Below are 18,212 nucleotides of genomic sequence, written 5' to 3' on the forward strand. Positions count from 1 at the left end.
TCACATGACGGACATCATTAGGCTCACCGCCGCCGAGACCGCCGAGAAGATCGCCGCGGGCGAGCTCACGGCCGTCGAGGTCACCGAGGCCCACCTGGCCCGTATCGACGCCGTCGACGAGAAGGTCAACGCCTTCCTGTACGTCGACCGCGAGGGCGCCCTCGCGCAGGCCCGCGCCGTCGACGAGAAGCGGGCGAGGGGCGAGAAGCTCGGCCCGCTCGCCGGCGTGCCGCTCGCGCTCAAGGACATCTTCACCACCGAGGGCATCCCGACCACCGTCGGGTCCAAGATCCTCGAGGGCTGGATCCCGCCGTACGACGCGACCCTGACCAAGAAGCTCAAGGCCGCCGACGTCGTCATCCTCGGCAAGACCAACATGGACGAGTTCGCCATGGGGTCCTCGACCGAGAACAGCGCGTACGGCCCGACGGGCAACCCCTGGGACCTGACCCGTATCCCGGGCGGCTCCGGGGGCGGTTCGGCCGCCGCGCTGGCCGCCTTCCAGGCCCCGCTCGCCATCGGCACGGACACCGGCGGATCGATCCGTCAGCCCGCCGCCGTCACCGCGACCGTCGGCGTCAAGCCGACCTACGGCGGCGTTTCCCGCTACGGGATGGTGGCCTTCTCCTCGTCCCTCGACCAGGGCGGCCCCTGTGCCCGTACGGTCCTGGACGCGGCCCTGCTGCACGAGGTCATCGCCGGTCACGACCCGCTCGACTCGACGTCCATCGACGCCCCGGTCCCGCCGGTCGTCGAGGCCGCCCGCAACGGCTCCGTCCAGGGCATGCGCGTCGGCATCGTCAAGCAGTTCCGCGGCGAGGGCTACCAGGCCGGTGTCGTGCAGCGCTTCGACGAGTCCGTCGAGCTGCTGAAGGAGCTCGGGGCCGAGATCGTCGAGCTGGACTGCCCGTCCTTCGACCTGGCACTCGCCGCGTACTACCTGATCGCGCCGTCCGAGTGCTCCTCGAACCTCGCCCGCTTCGACGCGATGCGCTACGGCCTGCGCGTCGGCGACGACGGCACGAAGTCCGCGGAGGACGTCACCGCGCTCACCCGCGAGGCCGGCTTCGGCCCCGAGGTCAAGCGCCGCATCATGCTCGGCACGTACGCGCTCAGCTCCGGCTACTACGACGCGTACTACGGCTCCGCGCAGAAGGTCCGCACGCTCATCACGCGCGACTTCGAGAAGGCGTTCGAGAACGTCGACGTCATCGTCTCCCCGACGACGCCGACCACGGCCTTCCCGATCGGCGAGCGCGCCGACGACCCGATGGCGATGTACCTCGCGGACCTGTGCACCATTCCGACCAACCTGGCCGGCAATGCGGCGATGTCCCTGCCGTGCGGTCTCGCGCCCGAGGACGGCCTGCCCGTCGGCCTGCAGATCATCGCCCCCGCCATGAAGGACGACCGGCTGTACAAGGTCGGTGCCGCCGTCGAGGCAGCCTTCGTGGAACGCTGGGGTCACCCGCTGCTCGAGGAGGCTCCGTCGCTATGAGTGCCATGGCAAAGAAGGCCAAGAACTTCAAGAAGTCCAAGACCGGGCTGTACGTGTCGCTGGGCACCACCGCCTTCGGTGCGATCAGCGTCGCCAAGCAGGCCAAGCTGGCCCGCGAGGACGGTGACCTCCTGCGGCTCGTCGACGCCGCCGTGTCCGCCGCCGCCATCGTCACCGGTCTGGCCATCCTCTACCGCGAGCTGAAGCGGCTCGGCGACGACGACGTTCTGCTGGGCTGAGAGGGAAAGTTTCATCGTGACCGTCACTGAACTGGTGTCGTACGAGGACGCCCTCGCGTCCTACGACCCCGTCATGGGCCTGGAGGTCCATGTCGAGCTCGGCACCAAGACCAAGATGTTCTGCGGGTGCTCCACGGAGCTGGGCGCCGAGCCCAACTCGCAGACCTGCCCTACCTGCCTCGGCATGCCCGGCTCCCTCCCGGTCGTCAACGCGACCGCCGTCGAGTCGGCCGTCAAGATCGGTCTCGCGCTGAACTGCGAGATCGCCGAGTGGTGCCGCTTCGCCCGGAAGAACTACTTCTATCCGGACATGCCGAAGAACTTCCAGACCTCCCAGTACGACGAGCCGATCGCCTTCAACGGCTACCTGGACGTCCAGCTGGAGGACGGCGAGGTCTTCCGCGTCGAGATCGAGCGCGCGCACATGGAGGAGGACACCGGCAAGTCGACGCACGTCGGCGGCGCCACGGGCCGTATCCACGGCGCGTCCCACTCCCTGCTCGACTACAACCGCGCCGGCATCCCGCTGATCGAGATCGTCACCAAGCCGATCGTCGGCGCCGGTGAGCGCGCCCCCGAGGTCGCCAAGGCGTACGTCGCCGAGCTGCGCGAGCTCATCAGGGCGCTGGACGTCTCCGAGGCCCGCATGGAGATGGGCCAGATGCGGTGCGACGTGAACCTCTCGCTGATGCCGAAGGGTTCGTCCGCGTTCGGTACGCGCTCCGAGACGAAGAACGTCAACTCGCTGCGCAGCGTCGAGCGTGCGGCCCGGTACGAGATCCAGCGGCACGCCGCGGTGCTCTCGTCCGGCGGCACGATCGTCCAGGAGACCCGCCACTTCCACGAGGACGACGGCTCCACCACGTCGGGCCGTGTGAAGGAGGAGGCGGAGGACTACCGCTACTTCCCCGAGCCGGACCTCGTGCCGGTGGCCCCGGCCCGCGAGTGGGTCGAGGAACTGCGTGCCGGGCTCCCCGAGCTGCCGCGCGTGCGCCGCAACCGGCTGCGCGAGGAGTGGGGCATCTCCGAGCACGACATGCAGTCCATCCTCAACGCGGGCGCTGTCGACCTGATCGTCGCCACGACCGACGCGGGGGCCGACGCGGCGGCGGCGCGCAAGTGGTGGATGGGCGAGCTGGCGCGCAACGCCAACGAGCAGGGTGTGGACCTGTCCTCCCTCCCCATCACGCCGGCGCAGGTCGCCCGCGTGACGGCGCTCGTCGCGGCCGGTGACCTCAACGACAAGCTGGCCCGCCAGGTCATCGAGGGCGTCCTCGCCGGCGAGGGTGACCCGGACCAGGTCGTCGAGAAGCGCGGTCTGAAGGTCGTCTCGGACGAGGGCGCGCTCGGCGCGGCCGTCGACGAGGCGATCGCGGGCAACGCGGCGATCGCGGACAAGATCCGCGGCGGCAAGGTCGCGGCGGTGGGCGCGCTGGTGGGCGCGGTCATGAAGACGACCCGCGGCCAGGCGGACGCGGCGCGCGTCAAGGAGCTGATCCTGGAGAAGCTGGGCGTCGAGGGCTGACGCCCCCGTCCGGTCGGAGGGCGGCACGCACGACGTGCCGCCCTCCCGCACGTCCGGAGCCAACCCGCGGCATGGGCCCGGCCGTTGGGCCGGGTCCGGTGGCGAGCCACCTGCGCCCCGGTGGTCGTGGCACCGCCCTGGGGCGATGTCCTCCAGCGCCGGGCGGGCTGGGACATAGGTCCTCGGTCGGGCTGTGGACCCGGCCCGGGAAGTGCAGCGCCCCGCCGGGGCACCGGCCACGCCGGCGTGGGGGGGAGGGCGGCCCGTCCGGCCCGCGGCCCGTCCGGCGGCCCCAAGGGCCTTGGCCGTGGTCACGGGACGGGCGCGGACCGCGCGCCCCCGTGGGAGCCGTGCCGCACGGGTGAGCGGCCGGGCCGGGCCGTGACCCGTTGATTGCGCGCCGCGTTGCTCATGGCATGACCACCGCACACCGCGTACTCGCCGCCCTCGCCCTCGCCACCGGCGCCTCCGCGTTCGCCGCACCCGCCGCGAGCGCCGCTCCCCTCGACGGCCCGACGACCCTCTCGGTGATGGACGAACTCGACGCTCTCTCCACCGACTCGGTCGCACCCGAGCACCGCCAGGAGCTGCCCGCCCCCTCCGAGCAGCTCACCGGGCTCAACCGCCTCGCCGGCGTGCCGAACGACCTCCAGCCGCTGACGGGCCGGCTCGACCCGGGCACCGGTCTTCTCGGCGCCTGAGGGCAGCGGGGCGTCAGTGACGTATGCCGAGGCCGGGCAGCCACATCTCGCCCCGGTCCTTGCAACTGACGTCCCGGGCCCGCAGCTCCTCCGGCTCCGTCGTGCCGCGGGCCCGCAGCTCGGCCACCACCAAGTGGGCGAGCGCGGCCGCGTGTTCCCGCTCCGGCTCGGTGAACTCCGTCTGCCACCAGCCCCGGTCGCGTGACTGCCAGCCGCGGGCCAGCATCAGCCGGGCCCGCTCCTCGTCGTCCTCCCCGTCGCGGTCGTCGACCGACGCGTACAGCCCGTCCTCGATGCTGTACGACACGAGGATCCTGCGGCCGCGGTCGGCGGAACTGGTCACGCAGAAGCTGGCCCAGTCGGTGCCCACCTGCACGGGCAGCTGCTCCACCCATGCCGCGAGGAGCAGTTCGAGCCCGGTCCGGACGTGCTCCAGGGTCGGGGCTATCCGGCCTCCGGGCCGCGCGAGGGGGCGCTCGCCCGGGCCGCTGCGGTCCAACTGCCATACGTACGGCAGCAAGTCGGGCCCGTGCGGCTCGTCGCCCGACCAGGCCCCGCCCCACTCGAAGGCGCGGTGTTCCTCGTCCTCCAGGGCCTCCGTCTCGTGGACCGACAGCCCCACCTGGCGGTGGTCACCCGCCAGGAGCACCAGCCGGTGGCTGTCCCGCCAGCGGACGCTGGGCCCCTGTGACGACCCGCCGTAGAGCGTCGGCTGGCCTATCCGGGCCGTGATCGCCTCGTACACCCCGTGGAACGCCTCCCGGCGCTCGGCGAGCAGGGCGCCGGGGCCGTGCACGAGCACCGGGACGGGGGCGCGGCCCAGATGAGGGCCGGGCGCGTCGTGGAGCATGCGGGCGAACTCCGCCGCGTCCGCGGGCGTCAGTGCCGTCTGATCGATCCCCCTGTAGTCCATGTCGGCCATGGTGCCAGGGCCCACCGACAATTCCGGCGGTCTTGCCGACCGAGGCCGATTTTTGCCGCAGGCCGGTCCCCGGGCACCCGGGCGGTTCCTCCCGGACCGGATCCCGCCGGCCGGATCCCGCTTGGACTCCCGGCGCGGCTTCTTGGACGTTCACCACGGGGTCGTCACCAGGCCTTCTCCTCGACATCCCCTCTCACTACCGTCCCGGCCGTAACCATTCAATGGATCGCAGCAGAACCATTGGTCGTCGACGAAGAGGTCGGGCATGTCACCGGAAATCTCACGCAGAAGGATGCTCGCGCTCGGGGGAGGAGCCGTCGGCGCCGCCGCCGTCGGCTCGTTGCTGCCGCCGTCCCTCCAGGCCGCACTGGCCGCCGAACCGCCCACGGGCGGCCTGCGCGCTGTGAAGCACGTGGTGATCCTGATGCAGGAGAACCGTTCCTTCGACCACTACTTCGGCACCCTGCGCGGCGTTCGCGGCTTCGGCGACCGCAACGCCGTCCGACTGCCCTCCGGCAAGCCGGTCTTCGAGCAGCCGGGACCGATGGGCACGGTCCTGCCCTTCCCCGTCCGCGACGCGGCCGAGGCCCAGAAGAAGGACCTCCAGTACATCGGCGACCTCGACCACTCGTGGACCGGCGGCGCGAAGGCCTGGCGGAGCGGCTGGATGGACGGCTGGATCACGGCCAAGACCGCGGCCACCATGGCGTACTACGACCGCCGCGACCTGCCGCTGCACTACGAACTCGCGGACACGTTCACCATCTGCGACGCCTACCACTCCTCCACCCACACCTCGACGAGCCCCAACCGCAACCACCTGTGGAGCGGCTGGACCGGTTACGAGGCCGACGGCCGCCGCGCCGTGACGAACGCCGCGTACGCCGAGGGCACCCACCCCGGCTACCCGTGGCCGACGTACGCGGAACGGCTGGAGAAGGCGGGCCGCACCTGGAAGACGTACACGGAGTGGGAGAACTTCACCGACAACAACATCGAGTTCTTCACCACGTTCAAGAAGATCGCGCGCAAGGCGCTGGCGAAGGCCGGTGACTTCACGTACATGGAGGCCTTCTACGCGAAGGTGCGCGGGACCGCGGACGCCGCCGAGCGCGAACGGCTGCTCGCGGCGCTCGAGGAGGGCGTCAAGACCCTCACCGACGCCGAGCGCTCCCTCTTCGAGCGCGGCCTGCGCCGGGTGGAGACGGGCCGGCTCGCCGACGCCTTCCGGGCCGACGTCGCCGCGGGCACGCTGCCCGAGGTCTCCTACCTCGTGCCGTCCGCCGTCGACTCCGAGCACCCCGGCTCGTCCTCGCCGATCGCCTCCGCGTCGCTCGTCTACAAGGTGCTCGACGCGCTCGCCTCGCACCCCGAGGTGTGGCGGCACACCGTCCTCCTGATCAACTACGACGAGAACGACGGCTTCTTCGACCATGTCCCGCCGCCCGTGCCGCCGGCCGGCACCACCGAGGAGCGCTGGCAGGGGCTGCCCACGGGTCTCGGCATCCGGGTGCCGATGCTCGTCGTCTCGCCCTGGTCGGTCGGCGGCTACGTCTGCTCCGAGGTCTTCGACCACACGTCGGTGATCAGGCTGCTGGAGAAGTGGACCGGCATCGAGGAGCCCAACATCACACGCTGGCGGCGCACGGTCACCGGCGACCTCACCTCGGCGTTCGACTTCGGGCGCGGCAGGCCGCAGCCGGAGGTCGAGCAGCCGGGACCGGTCCCGCCCTTCACGGGGCGCTGGCGTCCGGTGCCGCCGGCGGAGCAGCACATGCCGGTCCAGGAGCCCGGCACCCGCCCGGCGCGCCCGCTGCCCTACCAGCCCGACGCGCACGGGACGACGGACGGCAGGACGGTCACGGTGGCGCTGCGCAACACCGGGCGCGCGAGCGCGCACTTCGCGCTCTACCCGTACGCCGGCGAGTTCGACGTCCCGCAGCACGCGGATGTGAAGGGGGAGGCGCAGTGGAGCGTGCCGCTCACCGGTGACCACTACCGCTTCACCGTGACCGGTCCCAACGGCTTCCGCCGGGAGTTCGCCGGGCGGGCCCGGGGAGCCGCCGAGGTCACCTCGCACATCGACCACCACGACCGCGATGTGCACCTCACGCTCCGCAACCGCGGCAGCGAGCCCGTCACCTTCACCGTCCGCCCGCTCGGCTACGTCGACGAGGCCGACCTGCGCACGTGGACCCGCAGCGTCACGGTCAAGGCGGGCCGCAGCCGCACGGTGGTGCACTCCGCCGCCGACGCGCACGGCTGGTACGACATCGAGGTGACCGCAGACGGCGACGAGGGCTTTTGCCGCAGGCTGATGGGTCACATCGAGAACGGGCGCGCCAGCGTCTCCGGCTGACCCACTGCGGCCTCGGGCCGCCCATCGCGCGGTACGCGCACGCGGTGCGCGGAGGCGGGAAGGAAAGATCATCCCGCTTCCGCGCACCTGTGTGAGCTCCTGCTGCTCGCCTTCCGCTCCCTCGGCATTCCGCTCAAGGCCGCCGCGATGAACGTCGCCGCCGTCGCCTCCGCCTTCGGTGTCGTCGTCGCGATCTTCCAATGGGGTCGGGGCAGCGAACTGCTCGGCGGGGCGAACCGGTGGCTGCCCCGCTGGATGGACCGCCGGCTGCCCCGCATCAGCATGGAAAAGCCGGAGTGCCGCGACGCCGCGCGTGCGAAGATCCCCGTGCAGCACGCGGGCGATCAAGGCGAGCTCGTGCCCCAACTCCCGGAGGAGCACAGTGTTCGCGGTAAGCCTGGGCGATGACGGAGCCGAACTGCGCCCCCTGGAGCCGTGGCAGGCCGAGGAGTTCTTCGCGCACATAGAGCGGGGCCGCGAGTTCATCGGCCGGTACGTCGGACTGCCCGACGCCGCCGAGGACCTGGCGTCCGCCCGCGCGTTCCTCCAGTCCTACGCGGACAAGGCGGCGGCCGACGCCGGGCGCATCTACGGCATCTGGCTGGACGGCACCCTCGTCGGCGGCGTGCTCTTTCGCACCTTCGACCCGGCCATGGGCAGTTGCGAGGCGGGCTGCTGGCTGGAGCCGTCGGCGGCGGGCCGCGGGCTCGTCACCCGCGCGGTGCGGGTGATCATCGACTGGGCGGTCGAGCAGCGCGGCATGCACCGCGTCGAATGGCAGGTCTCCTCCGCCAACAAGCCCAGCATCGCCGTCGCCCAGCGGCTGGGGATGACGTACGAGGGCGCGCTGCGCGAGAGTTACGCCTACCGCGGCACCCGGCACGACATGGAGAGCTGGTCGATCCTGGCGCCGGAATGGCGTGAGCGGCGGGCTTCCGCCGCGTAGCGGCCGAGCGACCTTCCGGCGGGCCTCGTGAGGGCGGTCCGCCCCGTACCCGCGCCACGCCGTGTGACCACCCCGCCCTGCGTCGCGCCACGCCGTGTGATGCCGAGCCCCCGTGGCGCCGCAAAAGCGCTGGCCGCCGCAGACGGCCGACTGCTCCAATGCGCGCATGGATCACACAGCCGTGCTCGCGCTCTTCGACCGCCAGATGCGCTGCCGTACCACCCCGCCCGGTGCCGCCGGGCCCCTGACCGAACGCTCCGGCCGCGTCGTCCGGCAGGTCGGTGCCGACGGCGACTGGAGCGGCGTCCTCTGGTCGGACCTGACGGCGGACACGGCGGACGCCGACATCGCGGAACAGGTGCGGTACTTCACCGGGCGCGGCCTCGCCTTCGAATGGAAGCTCTACAGCCACGACGCACCGCGCGACCTCGCCGGCCGGCTCCTCGCGGCCGGTTTCAGGCCCGAGCCCGAGGAGACCGTGCTCGTCGCCGAGACGTCAGGGCTGCCCGCCGTCCCCGAACTGCCGGACGGCGTACGGCTGGAGGCGGTCACCGGACCCGCGGGCGTCGAGCTGACGATGCGGGTCCACGACAGGGCGTTCGGCACGGACGGCACCCGGCTGCGGCAGCAGCTCCTCGCCCAGCTCGCCCAGACACCGGACACGGTCCTCATGACCGTCGCGATGGCGGGCGACCTGCCGGTCTGCGCGGCCCGGATCGAGTTCACGCCCGGCACCGACTTCGCCGGTCTGTGGGGCGGCGGGACCCGCCCCGAGTGGCGCGGCCGCGGCATCTACCGCGCCCTGGTCGCCCACCGGGCCGCGGCCGCGGCGCGCCGGGGCGTCCGGTACCTGCAGGTCGACGCGTCCGACCACAGCCGCCCCATCCTCGAACGTCTCGGCTTCGCCGCCCTGGCGACGACGACGCCGTACGTGTACGAGCCGTAGGCCCCGGCCGCTGAGGGGTGCTCGGCGGCCGGGCCCGGGGGCATCTCGGACACGCCCGCCGTGCCGCCGCTCACGTCGAGGGCAACGGCAGAAGCCGTGAACCACCCACTCCGGCCGGGGGTGAAGCACGGCCATGGCGCACCGCCTGCGGTTGTTCACTGGTCTTCCGGACGAGACGGCGCCTCGTCGGCAGGGGACGGCGGTCCCTGCGGAACCCGGATCGTGACGCGCCCCGACGCCAGGTCTATGGGGCCGCTGCCCGGGTCGCTGTCCCCGACGTCGGCCCGGGTCAGCGCCAGGCGCTGCCGCTCCTCGTCGGCATGTCTGCGGCCCGGGGCGAAGAACTCGTCGAAGGTGTGGAACACGGACCGGCCGCCTCCTATCCCACCTCCAGTCGGAGGATCCTGTCGTCACCCGGCTCGGGTGTGCCCCGGGTGTCCGTCTCGCTGGTGACGAGCCAGACCTGGTCCCCGCCCGCCGACAGCACGGTGCGCAGACGGCCGTACTCCTCCTCGAGGAACGGCTGGGGCTCGGCGGAAGGTTCCGCGCCGGACAGGGGGATCCGCCACAGCCGCTCGCCCCGCAGACCGGCCATCCAGATAGACCCCTCGGCATAGGCGATACCGCTCGGCGAGGCGTCCGCCGTCCGCCACTGCGCCACCGGGTCGACGAATCCCGCCTTGCCCGCCTTGCCCTCCGCCGCGGGCCAGCCGTAGTTCTTCCCCGGCTCGACCAGATTGAGCTCGTCCCAGGTGTTCTGCCCGAACTCGGCCGCCCACAGCCGCTTCTCGGAGTCCCAGGCGAGGCCCTGCACATTGCGGTGCCCGTACGAGTAGACCACCGAGTCGGCCTCCGGATTGCCGTGGACCGGCTGACCGTCCGGGGTCATCCGCAGGATCTTGCCGCCCAGCGACTCCTTGTCCTGCGCGAGACCCGTCTCACCCGTCTCGCCCGTGCCCGCGTAGAGCATCTTGTCCGGGCCGAAGGCGATCCGCCCGCCGTTGTGGATGACCCCCTTGGGGATGCCGCGGAGCACCGTGTCCGGCGCGCCCAGCTGCTGGCCGGGGGGCTTTTGCTCGTCGTACAGCATGCGGGCGATGCGGTTGTCGGACGCGGTGGTGAAGTAGGCGTAGACCTGCTGGTCCGAGGCGAACGACGGGGAGACCGCGAGGCCCAGCAGACCGCCCTCCCCACCGGGGGCGACGCCCGGCACGGAACCGATCTCGGTCTGCTTGCCCCCGTCCGCCGACACGCGGGTGATCGTGCCCTCGTCGCGCGAGGCCACCAGCAGATCCCCGCCGGGCAGGGCCGCCACGCCCCAAGGGGACTGCAGCCCTTCCGTCAGCGTCGAGACCACCTTCACCGAACCCTTCGCCGGAGGTCCGGAGGGGGCGGGAGAGGCGCTGGGCGAGCCGCCGGTGGGGGAGCCGGTCCGGTCCGACGACGGCCCGGCACTGCCCGCCGGATGCCTCCCGTCGCCGGAGGAGCACCCGGCCGTGAGAAAGAGCACGGCGGCGGCCACGACGGCCGTCAATGCAGGACGGTGCACGGTGGTGATCCCTTCGACGGCTGCTTGCGCTGCCCGGCGAGCCGGGTGAACTGCCTGACTACTGTTCTTACACCGCGGCCCGCCCGAAGGTTCCCGATCTTCGCCAGAACGTTCGCCGGAACGTTCGCGCGACCCGCCACGGAAGCGGCCGTGCATCCCCGGACGCCGCCGCCCCGCCCGGCGCCCGCGGACGCCGCCTCCCGCATCCCGTCCTCAGTCCCAGGACCCCTGCGCCGGCGGGAGCGACGCGATCTCGGTGAGGTCCCGCGGCGTCAGCTCCAGATCCGCGGCGCCCGCGTTCTCCACCGCCCACTCGGGCCGCTTCGTCCCCGGCAGCGGCACCACGTGCCGCCCCTGCCCGAGCACCCATGCCAGCGCCACCCGCGCCGGCGTCGTCCCCGGCCCGTGCCGCTCCGCGATCCGCCGCAGTCCCGCAACCACCGGCTGGTTGGCGGCCATCATCTCCGCCGTGAACCGCGGATGGCGCGCCCGCACGTCATCCGCCTCGAAGCCCTGCCCGGGCGTCAGCGTCCCCGTGAGGAACCCGTTCCCCAGCGGCATCGCCGCAAGGAACCCGATCCCGCGCGCCTCGCACCACGGCAGCAGCCGCTCCAGCGCCTCCGGCGACCACACCGAGAGCTCCGCCTCCACCGCACTCACCGGGAACACCTGTTGGACCCGCTCCAGCTGCCGGATCGTTTGCGCATGCACGTCCGCGCCGGAGCGCCGTCCGGCGCGCGCTCCGACGGCACACAGCCCGAGCGCCCGCACCTTGCCCGCCGACACCAGCTCGGCCATCGCGCCCCAGGTCTCCTCGACGGGCACCTCGGGGTCGGCCCGGTGCAGTTGGTAGAGGTCGATCACATCGGTCTGCAGGCGGCGCAGCGACGCGTCGCAGGCGCGTTTCACGTACCCGGGGCGGCCGTTGGCGACGATGTGCTGGTCCCCGACGAGGAGCCCCGCCTTGGTCGACACGAAGGCCTCCGCACGCCGCTCCTTCAGCGCCCTGCCGATCAGCAGTTCGTTGGTGAACGGGCCGTACATGTCGGCGGTGTCGAGCAGGGTCGAACCGGCGTCCAGCGCGGCGTGGACGGCGCGCAGCGAGCGCTCCCCGCGTTGCTCGGAACTCGTGTAGGCCCAGCTCATCGGCATGCAGCCGAGCCCGACGGCGCCCACTTCGAGGGCCGCCGCACCGATTGTCCTGCGCTCCAACTCCCCGTACCTTCCCGTTGGGCCCCCTGGCCGTCGTCAAAACTAACCAATGGCCCGCGGAGCCCTTCGCATAGCCTCCTGACCATGACTGCTGATGTGTGGCTGCCCATCCCGGCCGACGAGATCGACGGCCTGCCCGCGGAGTCGGGCCTGTCCTACCGATTCTGGGACGGCGAAGCGGACTTCCCGGCCGACCCCGCCGACTGCGTGTACTACGTCGTCCCGTACATGAAGGGCATGGAGGTCGCCATACGGCCCCTGCCCGCGATGCGGTCCGTGCGTGTCGTGCAGACCCTCTCCGCCGGTATCGACCATGTGGAGCCGGGCCTTCCGTTGCTGCCCGAGGGCGTACGCCTGTGCAACGCCCGGGGCGTGCACGAGGCGTCGACCGCCGAGCTGACGCTCGCGCTGATCCTCGCCTCGCTCCGCGGCATCCCCGGCTTCGTACGCGGGCAGGATGCCGAGGAGTGGCGGGCCGGCTTCTATCCGGCGCTCGCCGACAAGTCGGTGCTCATCGTCGGTTACGGCTCCATCGGCGCGGCCATCGAGGACCGGCTCGCGCCCTTCGAATGCGCGCGGGTGGCGCGCGTCGCGCGCTCCGCCCGGGCAACGGAGCGCGGGGAAGTGCGCGCACTCGCCGATCTAGCGGAACTGCTGCCCGACGCGGACGTCGTGATCGTCTCCACGCCGCTCACGGAGCGGACGAAGGGCCTGGTGGGGGCCGACTTCCTGGCCCGGATGAAGGACGGCGCGCTGCTGGTGAACGTCGCGCGCGGCCCCGTCGTCGACACAAAGGCCCTGCTCGCGGAGGTGGAGAGCGGGCGGCTCACCGCGGCACTCGATGTCACCGACCCCGAGCCGCTGCCCGCGGGCCATCCGCTGTGGCACGCGCCGGGCGTACTGATCAGTCCCCATGTCGGCGGCTCGACCTCGGCGTTCATGCCCCGTGCCAAGAGGCTGCTCGCCGATCAGCTCACCCGGTTCGCCGCCGGGGAGCCTCTGCGCAACGTAGTGAAGACGACCGGCGCCTGAGGGTTGCCAGTCGGGATCATAATCACGCTTTGAAGTCACTCGAATGCGTGGCGTGCCCTCATCATCGCAGGTCGTCACGGAGAGTAGAGGGACTATGTCCCTGAGTGACGATATTGGTGTATCGTCCCGACCTGGGGGCTGCACCGGACGCGGGGAGCGGTGCTGTGGCGCGAGCTGACTGCCGATCAGACCTGAGGGGGGCAACGGGCGATGCAGGGCCGATGGACCGACCATCCGACGCGGCAGGGCCGCCGACGGCGACTGCTGTGCGCTGCGGTGCGCAGGACCGACCGGGCGCCGCGCATGCCGATGTGCCGGCCGCGGTCGGCACATCCACCGCTCACCCACCCGGCGCGGCCGCAGCCGCCGACCACGCACCCGAGGGCGGTCCGGTGAGCGCGCCCGGGGCGATGATGGCCCGGGGCCCCGTCCCGGCCGGCGCCGCCGCGCTGCTTCCGCAACTGACCCTGGCCGCCGTCTGCGCCGCCTACGGCGTCGGCGCGGCCCTGGGCTGGGGATCGCGCCATGTGGCGTTGATCATGGGCGACTTCGGGCTCAGCGCCGCCGCGCTCGTCGCCGCCGTCTCGTGCCTGGTCTACGCGCGCACACCCGAGTGCCGCTTCCGGTCCGCCTGGCTGCTCTTCTCGATCTCGTCCCTCATGGCGTCGGCGGGGAACGGCGTATGGGGCTGGTACGAGGTGGTGCTCGGGCGCGAGGTGCCGAGCCCCTCCCTCGCCGACCTGTTCTTCCTCTGCTTCGCGCCCCCGGCCATCGTCGGACTCCTGGTGCTCGCCAAGCGCCCGGCGACCAGGGCCGGATGGGTGTGCCTCGTACTCGACGCGTGGCTGATCGGCGGCTCGCTGCTCACCCTGTCGTGGAGCCTCGCCCTCGCCCACACCGCGCACGCCCAGGGCGAGAGCGTGGCCCCGGCCGCACTGGCCCTCGCGTACCCGCTGCTGGACATCGTGCTGGTCAGCATGGTGCTCGCGCTCCATTTCCGGCGTTCGCCGGCCAGCCGGTCCGCCGTCAACACGGCGATCGCCGGCCTCGCGCTGACCGTGCTGTGCGACGCGCTGTTCACCTCGCCGCTGCTGCGGGAGAGCTACCGGTCGGGCCAACTGCTCGACGCGGGCTGGTTCGCCGGCTCGCTCCTGCTGGCGTACGCGCCCTGGGGCGCACGCCGCTCCACCGAGACAGGGGGGCCGCCGCGCGGACCCCGGCAGACCGGCAGACCCCTCGCGAGTTCGCTGACCGCCCTCACGCCGTACCTCGCCGCGGCGGTGTGCACGCTCGGGATCCTGTACAGCGTCACCGAGGACCGCCGGGTCGACCGCGTCGTCGTGATCACCGGCTGCACGGTCGTGCTCGCTCTCGTCGTACGCCAGGGGATCATGCTCCTGGACAACATCGCGCTCACCCACGAACTGGCCCAGAAGGAGAACCACTTCCGTTCCCTGGTCCAGGGCTCCAGCGACGTCATCATGATCGCCGCTCCCACCGGCGTCCTGCGCTACGTCTCGCCCGCGGCCACCAAGGTCTACGGGCGCGACGCCGCGGAGCTCGTCGGCTCCGAGCTGGCCTCGCTGATCCACCCCGACGACCTCGGCCGCGTGGTCCACGAGCTGCGCCGGTTCCTCGCCGTCGCGCCCGCCGACGAGCCGACGACCCGCATCGAGTGCCGCTTCCGGTCGGGCGCGGGTGCCTGGCTCAACGTGGAGTCCACGGTCAGCCGCCACCAGGGCGGCCTGATCCTCAACAGCCGTGACGTCACGGAGCGGGTCCGCCTGCAGGCCCAGCTCCAGCACAACGCCGAACACGACCCGCTGACCGATCTGCCCAACCGCGCCCTTTTCACCGAGCGGGTCCGCCGCGCCCTCAGCGGGCGCAGGGCAGGCGATCCGGGTACGGCCGTGCTCTTCATCGATCTCGACGGTTTCAAGGGCGTCAACGACCGTCTCGGCCACCAGGCGGGCGACGAGCTGCTGATCCAGGCGGCCCGGAGGCTGGCCGATTCCGTACGGGCGGGGGACACGGCCGCCCGGCTCGGCGGCGACGAGTTCGCGGCCCTCATCATCGGCGACGGCACCCACGACGGGACCGCACGCGAGCTCCAGGTCCACGAGATCGCCGACCGGCTGCGGCTCATGCTCTCCCAGCCGTACCGCGTCGACGGCACCGAGGTTCGGGTGGCCGCCTCCATCGGGGTGGCCTTCGCCGAGCCGGCCATGAGCCCCACCGACCTCATGCGCAACGCCGACCTCGCCATGTACCGGGCCAAGGCCGCCGGGAAGAACCGCGTCGAGCTGTACGCGCCCCAGATGCAGGCCGACGTGGTGCGCCGGACCGAGCTGGCCGCCCGCCTGCACAGCGCGCTGCACGACGGGGAGTTCGCCCTCCTGCACCAGCCCGTGGTGAGCCTGACCACCGGCCGGATCGCCGCCGTGTCCGCGCAGGCCCGATGGCGGTCCGCGCAGGGCATCCTGTTCACCCCGGCCGAATTCCTGCGGGTCGCCGACGACGGCCACCGCAGCGCCGAGCTCGGCCGCTGGCTCCTCGAAGAGGCCGTGGAACAGGCGGCCGAGCGGGGCAGGCTCGGGCATCCCACCCCGGTCTCCGTACGGCTGTCGGCCCGGCTCCTGCTGGACAGGTCCCTGCCGCTCGGCTCGATCGAGGCGCTGCTCACCCGCCACCAGCTGCCGTCCGGAGCGCTGATCATCGAGCTCGCGGACAGCGACCCGCGGATCTCGTTCGACGAGCTGGAGCAGCGGCTGGTCGCCCTGCGCAGACTCGGCGTACGGATCGCCCTGGACGGATTCGGCAGCGGCTACGCGGCCATCAACGCCCTGCGCCGGCTGCCTGTCGACGTGCTCAAGCTCGACCGGGGCCTGGTCGAGGGCGTCGTCGAGTCCGCGCGTCTGCACAAGATCACCAGCGGGCTGCTCCACATCGCCCGCGATCTCGGCATGCAGTCCGTGGCGGACGGCGTCGACGTACCGGAGCAGGTTCTCGCGCTGCGGGCCATGGGCTGCACGCACGGCCAGGGAATGGCCTTCTCGGGACCGCTGGACGAGTACCGGCTGCGTCGTGCCCTGGTCAGGGAGGAGTACCCGGTCCCGACGGGGATGGCTCTGCCGGTGCTGACCGGTGGAATTCCGCCGGCGCGAAATGGCTCAAATGCTGAGACGCGCGTCCCACCCACTTGACAGTGATGGCGCGGCGGGGAGAGGGTCAGTGCCATGCGCACCCGAATTCTCGTACTTGGAAAGCGCGTCGGCTGAGCAGAGCCGCACCGATCAGGCTCTGCGGACACCTCCCGACGCGCTCCCCTCGCTTGCCTCACGGCACGAGGGGTTTTTTGTTGCACCGGCACGTACAAAACCCTCGCAAAAACCCTCAGCATCGAGAAGAGAAGCCGATGACCGAGCAGGCCACCGGGGCCCACCATCCTCAGCCGCGGGCCCGTAGCGGCGGACAGCCCTCCGCCACCGTCGAACACGTCACGGGTGCGCAGTCCCTCATCCGCTCTCTCGAGGAAGTAGGGGCCGAGACGGTCTTCGGCATTCCGGGCGGCGCCATCCTCCCGGCGTACGACCCGATGATGGACTCCTCCAAGGTCCGTCACGTCCTGGTCCGCCACGAGCAGGGCGCCGGTCACGCGGCCACCGGATACGCGCAGGCCACCGGCAAGGTCGGCGTCTGCATGGCCACCTCGGGTCCGGGCGCCACCAACCTGGTCACCCCGATCGCCGACGCGCACATGGACTCCGTGCCGCTCGTCGCGATCACCGGCCAGGTCTCCTCCAAGGCGATCGGCACGGACGCCTTCCAGGAGGCGGACATCTGCGGCATCACGATGCCGATCACCAAGCACAACTTCCTGGTGACCAAGGCCGAGGACATCCCGCGCACCATCGCCGAGGCGTTCCACATCGCCTCGACCGGCCGCCCGGGCCCCGTCCTCGTCGACATCGCCAAGGACGCCCTCCAGGCGCGCACCACCTTCAGCTGGCCGCCGCAGACCGACCTGCCCGGCTACCGCCCGGTCACCAAGCCGCACGCCAAGCAGATCCGCGAGGCCGCCAAGCTCATCACCGCCGCCAAGCGCCCGGTGCTGTACGTCGGCGGCGGCGTCATCAAGGCCGGCGCGACCGCCGAGCTGAAGGTCCTCGCCGAGCTCACCGGAGCCCCCGTCACCACCACCCTGATGGCGCTGGGCGCGTTCCCCGACAGCCACCCCCTGCACGTGGGAATGCCGGGCATGCACGGTGCGGTGACCGCCGTCACCGCGCTGCAGAAGGCCGACCTGATCGTCGCCCTCGGAGCCCGCTTCGACGACCGTGTCACCGGCAAGCTGGACAGCTTCGCCCCGTACGCCAAGGTCGTCCACGCCGACATCGACCCGGCCGAGATCGGCAAGAACCGCACCGCCGACGTCCCGATCGTCGGCGACGCCCGCGAGGTCATCGCCGACCTGGTCCAGGCCGTCCAGGCCGAGCACAGCGAGGGCAACACCGGCGACTACACCGCCTGGTGGAAGGACCTCAACCGCTGGCGCGAGACCTACCCGCTGGGCTACGAGCAGCCCGACGACGGCAGCCTCGCCCCCCAGCAGGTCATCCAGCGCATCGGCGAACTCGCGCCCGAGGGCACGATCTTCGCCGCCGGCGTCGGACAGCACCAGATGTGGGCCGCCCACTTCATCGACTACGAGCAGCCCGCCACCTGGCTCAACTCGGGCGGCGCCGGAACGATGGGCTACGCGGTCCCGGCCGCGATGGGCGCCAAGGCCGGACAGCCGGACCGCACGGTCTGGGCGATCGACGGCGACGGCTGCTTCCAGATGACCAACCAGGAGCTCACCACCTGCGCCCTGAACAACATCCCGATCAAGGTCGCCATCATCAACAACGGCGCCCTCGGGATGGTCCGCCAGTGGCAGACCCTGTTCTACAACCAGCGCTACTCCAACACCGTGCTGCACTCGGGCCCCGAGGCCACCGGCACGGAGAAGAGCGCCGGCACCCGCGTCCCGGACTTCGTCAAGCTGTCCGAGGCCATGGGCTGCTACGCGATCCGCTGCGAGTCCCCGGACGACCTGGACAAGGTCATCGCCGAGGCCAACGCGATCAACGACCGCCCGGTCGTCGTCGACTTCATCGTCCACGAGGACGCCCAGGTGTGGCCGATGGTCGCCGCCGGCACCTCCAACGACGAGGTCATGGCCGCCCGTGGCGTCCGCCCCGACTTCGGCGACAACGAAGACGACTGAGAGCCGTAGGAAGA

At 71.9% G+C, this 18,212-nt stretch carries 14 protein-coding genes and 1 pseudogene; 11 read left to right on the forward strand and 4 right to left on the reverse strand.

The window, feature by feature from the left end:
* The first annotated feature begins 4 nt into the window (after positions 1-4).
* The 4 genes from gatA (at position 5) to HW130_RS02720 (ending at position 3,963) form a co-directional block, all read left to right on the forward strand.
* Positions 5-1,498 carry an Asp-tRNA(Asn)/Glu-tRNA(Gln) amidotransferase subunit GatA gene (gene gatA / locus HW130_RS02705; RefSeq protein WP_177147714.1) on the forward strand — a complete coding sequence of 498 codons (1,494 nt, stop codon included), beginning with the start codon at positions 5-7 and terminating at the stop codon, positions 1,496-1,498.
* Positions 1,495-1,737: a hypothetical protein gene (locus tag HW130_RS02710; protein ID WP_177147715.1), complete on the forward strand. Its 243-nt coding sequence runs from the start codon at positions 1,495-1,497 to the stop codon at positions 1,735-1,737. The genes gatA and HW130_RS02710 overlap by 4 nt, the downstream gene beginning before the upstream one ends.
* A gap of 16 nt (positions 1,738-1,753) precedes the next feature.
* Positions 1,754-3,262, forward strand: a complete 1,509-nt coding sequence (gene gatB / locus HW130_RS02715; RefSeq protein ID WP_177147716.1) for an Asp-tRNA(Asn)/Glu-tRNA(Gln) amidotransferase subunit GatB — start codon at positions 1,754-1,756, stop codon at positions 3,260-3,262.
* 416 nt (positions 3,263-3,678) lie between these two features.
* Complete coding sequence (locus HW130_RS02720; protein WP_177147717.1) at positions 3,679-3,963, forward strand: hypothetical protein; 285 nt, start codon at positions 3,679-3,681, stop codon at positions 3,961-3,963.
* Between the two features lie 13 nt (positions 3,964-3,976).
* Here the strand turns inward: HW130_RS02720 and HW130_RS02725 are convergent, their stop codons facing one another.
* On the reverse strand, positions 3,977-4,876 hold the full coding sequence (locus HW130_RS02725) for a hypothetical protein (RefSeq protein ID WP_177147718.1): 900 nt from the start codon (positions 4,874-4,876) through the stop codon (positions 3,977-3,979).
* A gap of 274 nt (positions 4,877-5,150) precedes the next feature.
* Between HW130_RS02725 and HW130_RS02730 the strand changes: the two genes are divergently transcribed.
* From HW130_RS02730 to HW130_RS02745, 4 genes and pseudogenes are all read left to right on the forward strand, one after another.
* Positions 5,151-7,244 (forward strand): phosphocholine-specific phospholipase C, encoded by a 2,094-nt coding sequence (locus HW130_RS02730; RefSeq protein WP_177147719.1) that lies wholly within the window; start codon positions 5,151-5,153, stop codon positions 7,242-7,244.
* A gap of 90 nt (positions 7,245-7,334) precedes the next feature.
* A pseudogene (locus HW130_RS02735) lies at positions 7,335-7,652 on the forward strand (hypothetical protein); the annotation flags it as partial.
* Positions 7,627-8,190 carry a GNAT family N-acetyltransferase gene (locus HW130_RS02740; RefSeq protein WP_177147720.1) on the forward strand — a complete coding sequence of 188 codons (564 nt, stop codon included), beginning with the start codon at positions 7,627-7,629 and terminating at the stop codon, positions 8,188-8,190. The pseudogene HW130_RS02735 and the gene HW130_RS02740, both read left to right, overlap by 26 nt.
* 166 nt (positions 8,191-8,356) lie before the next feature.
* A complete protein-coding gene (locus HW130_RS02745) occupies positions 8,357-9,136 on the forward strand; it encodes a GNAT family N-acetyltransferase (RefSeq protein WP_177147721.1) in 780 nt (259 codons plus the stop codon).
* A gap of 155 nt (positions 9,137-9,291) precedes the next feature.
* On the opposite strand, the gene HW130_RS02750 is transcribed toward HW130_RS02745, so the two are convergent.
* From HW130_RS02750 to HW130_RS02760, 3 genes are all read right to left on the reverse strand, one after another.
* On the reverse strand, positions 9,292-9,501 hold the full coding sequence (locus HW130_RS02750) for a DUF6191 domain-containing protein (protein ID WP_177147722.1): 210 nt from the start codon (positions 9,499-9,501) through the stop codon (positions 9,292-9,294).
* Between the two features lie 14 nt (positions 9,502-9,515).
* Positions 9,516-10,670 carry a sorbosone dehydrogenase family protein gene (locus HW130_RS02755; protein WP_256355819.1) on the reverse strand — a complete coding sequence of 385 codons (1,155 nt, stop codon included), beginning with the start codon at positions 10,668-10,670 and terminating at the stop codon, positions 9,516-9,518.
* Between the two features lie 228 nt (positions 10,671-10,898).
* Positions 10,899-11,897 carry an aldo/keto reductase gene (locus HW130_RS02760; RefSeq protein ID WP_177147724.1) on the reverse strand — a complete coding sequence of 333 codons (999 nt, stop codon included), beginning with the start codon at positions 11,895-11,897 and terminating at the stop codon, positions 10,899-10,901.
* Between the two features lie 84 nt (positions 11,898-11,981).
* On the opposite strand from HW130_RS02760, the gene HW130_RS02765 reads away from it, so the two are divergent.
* The 3 genes from HW130_RS02765 (at position 11,982) to HW130_RS02775 (ending at position 18,198) form a co-directional block, all read left to right on the forward strand.
* The gene (locus HW130_RS02765; protein WP_218183036.1) at positions 11,982-12,929 is read left to right on the forward strand and encodes a 2-hydroxyacid dehydrogenase; all 948 of its coding nucleotides are present in this window, start codon (positions 11,982-11,984) and stop codon (positions 12,927-12,929) included.
* Positions 12,930-13,321: 392 nt separating this feature from the next.
* Positions 13,322-16,132 (forward strand): EAL domain-containing protein, encoded by a 2,811-nt coding sequence (locus HW130_RS02770; protein ID WP_177147860.1) that lies wholly within the window; start codon positions 13,322-13,324, stop codon positions 16,130-16,132.
* A 212-nt stretch (positions 16,133-16,344) separates the two neighbouring features.
* A complete protein-coding gene (locus HW130_RS02775; RefSeq protein ID WP_177147725.1) occupies positions 16,345-18,198 on the forward strand; it encodes an acetolactate synthase large subunit in 1,854 nt (617 codons plus the stop codon).
* The last annotated feature ends 14 nt before the right edge of the window (positions 18,199-18,212 follow it).

It is taken from the genome of Streptomyces sp. PKU-EA00015 (genome assembly GCF_013387495.1).
GTDB lineage: Bacteria > Actinomycetota > Actinomycetes > Streptomycetales > Streptomycetaceae > Streptomyces.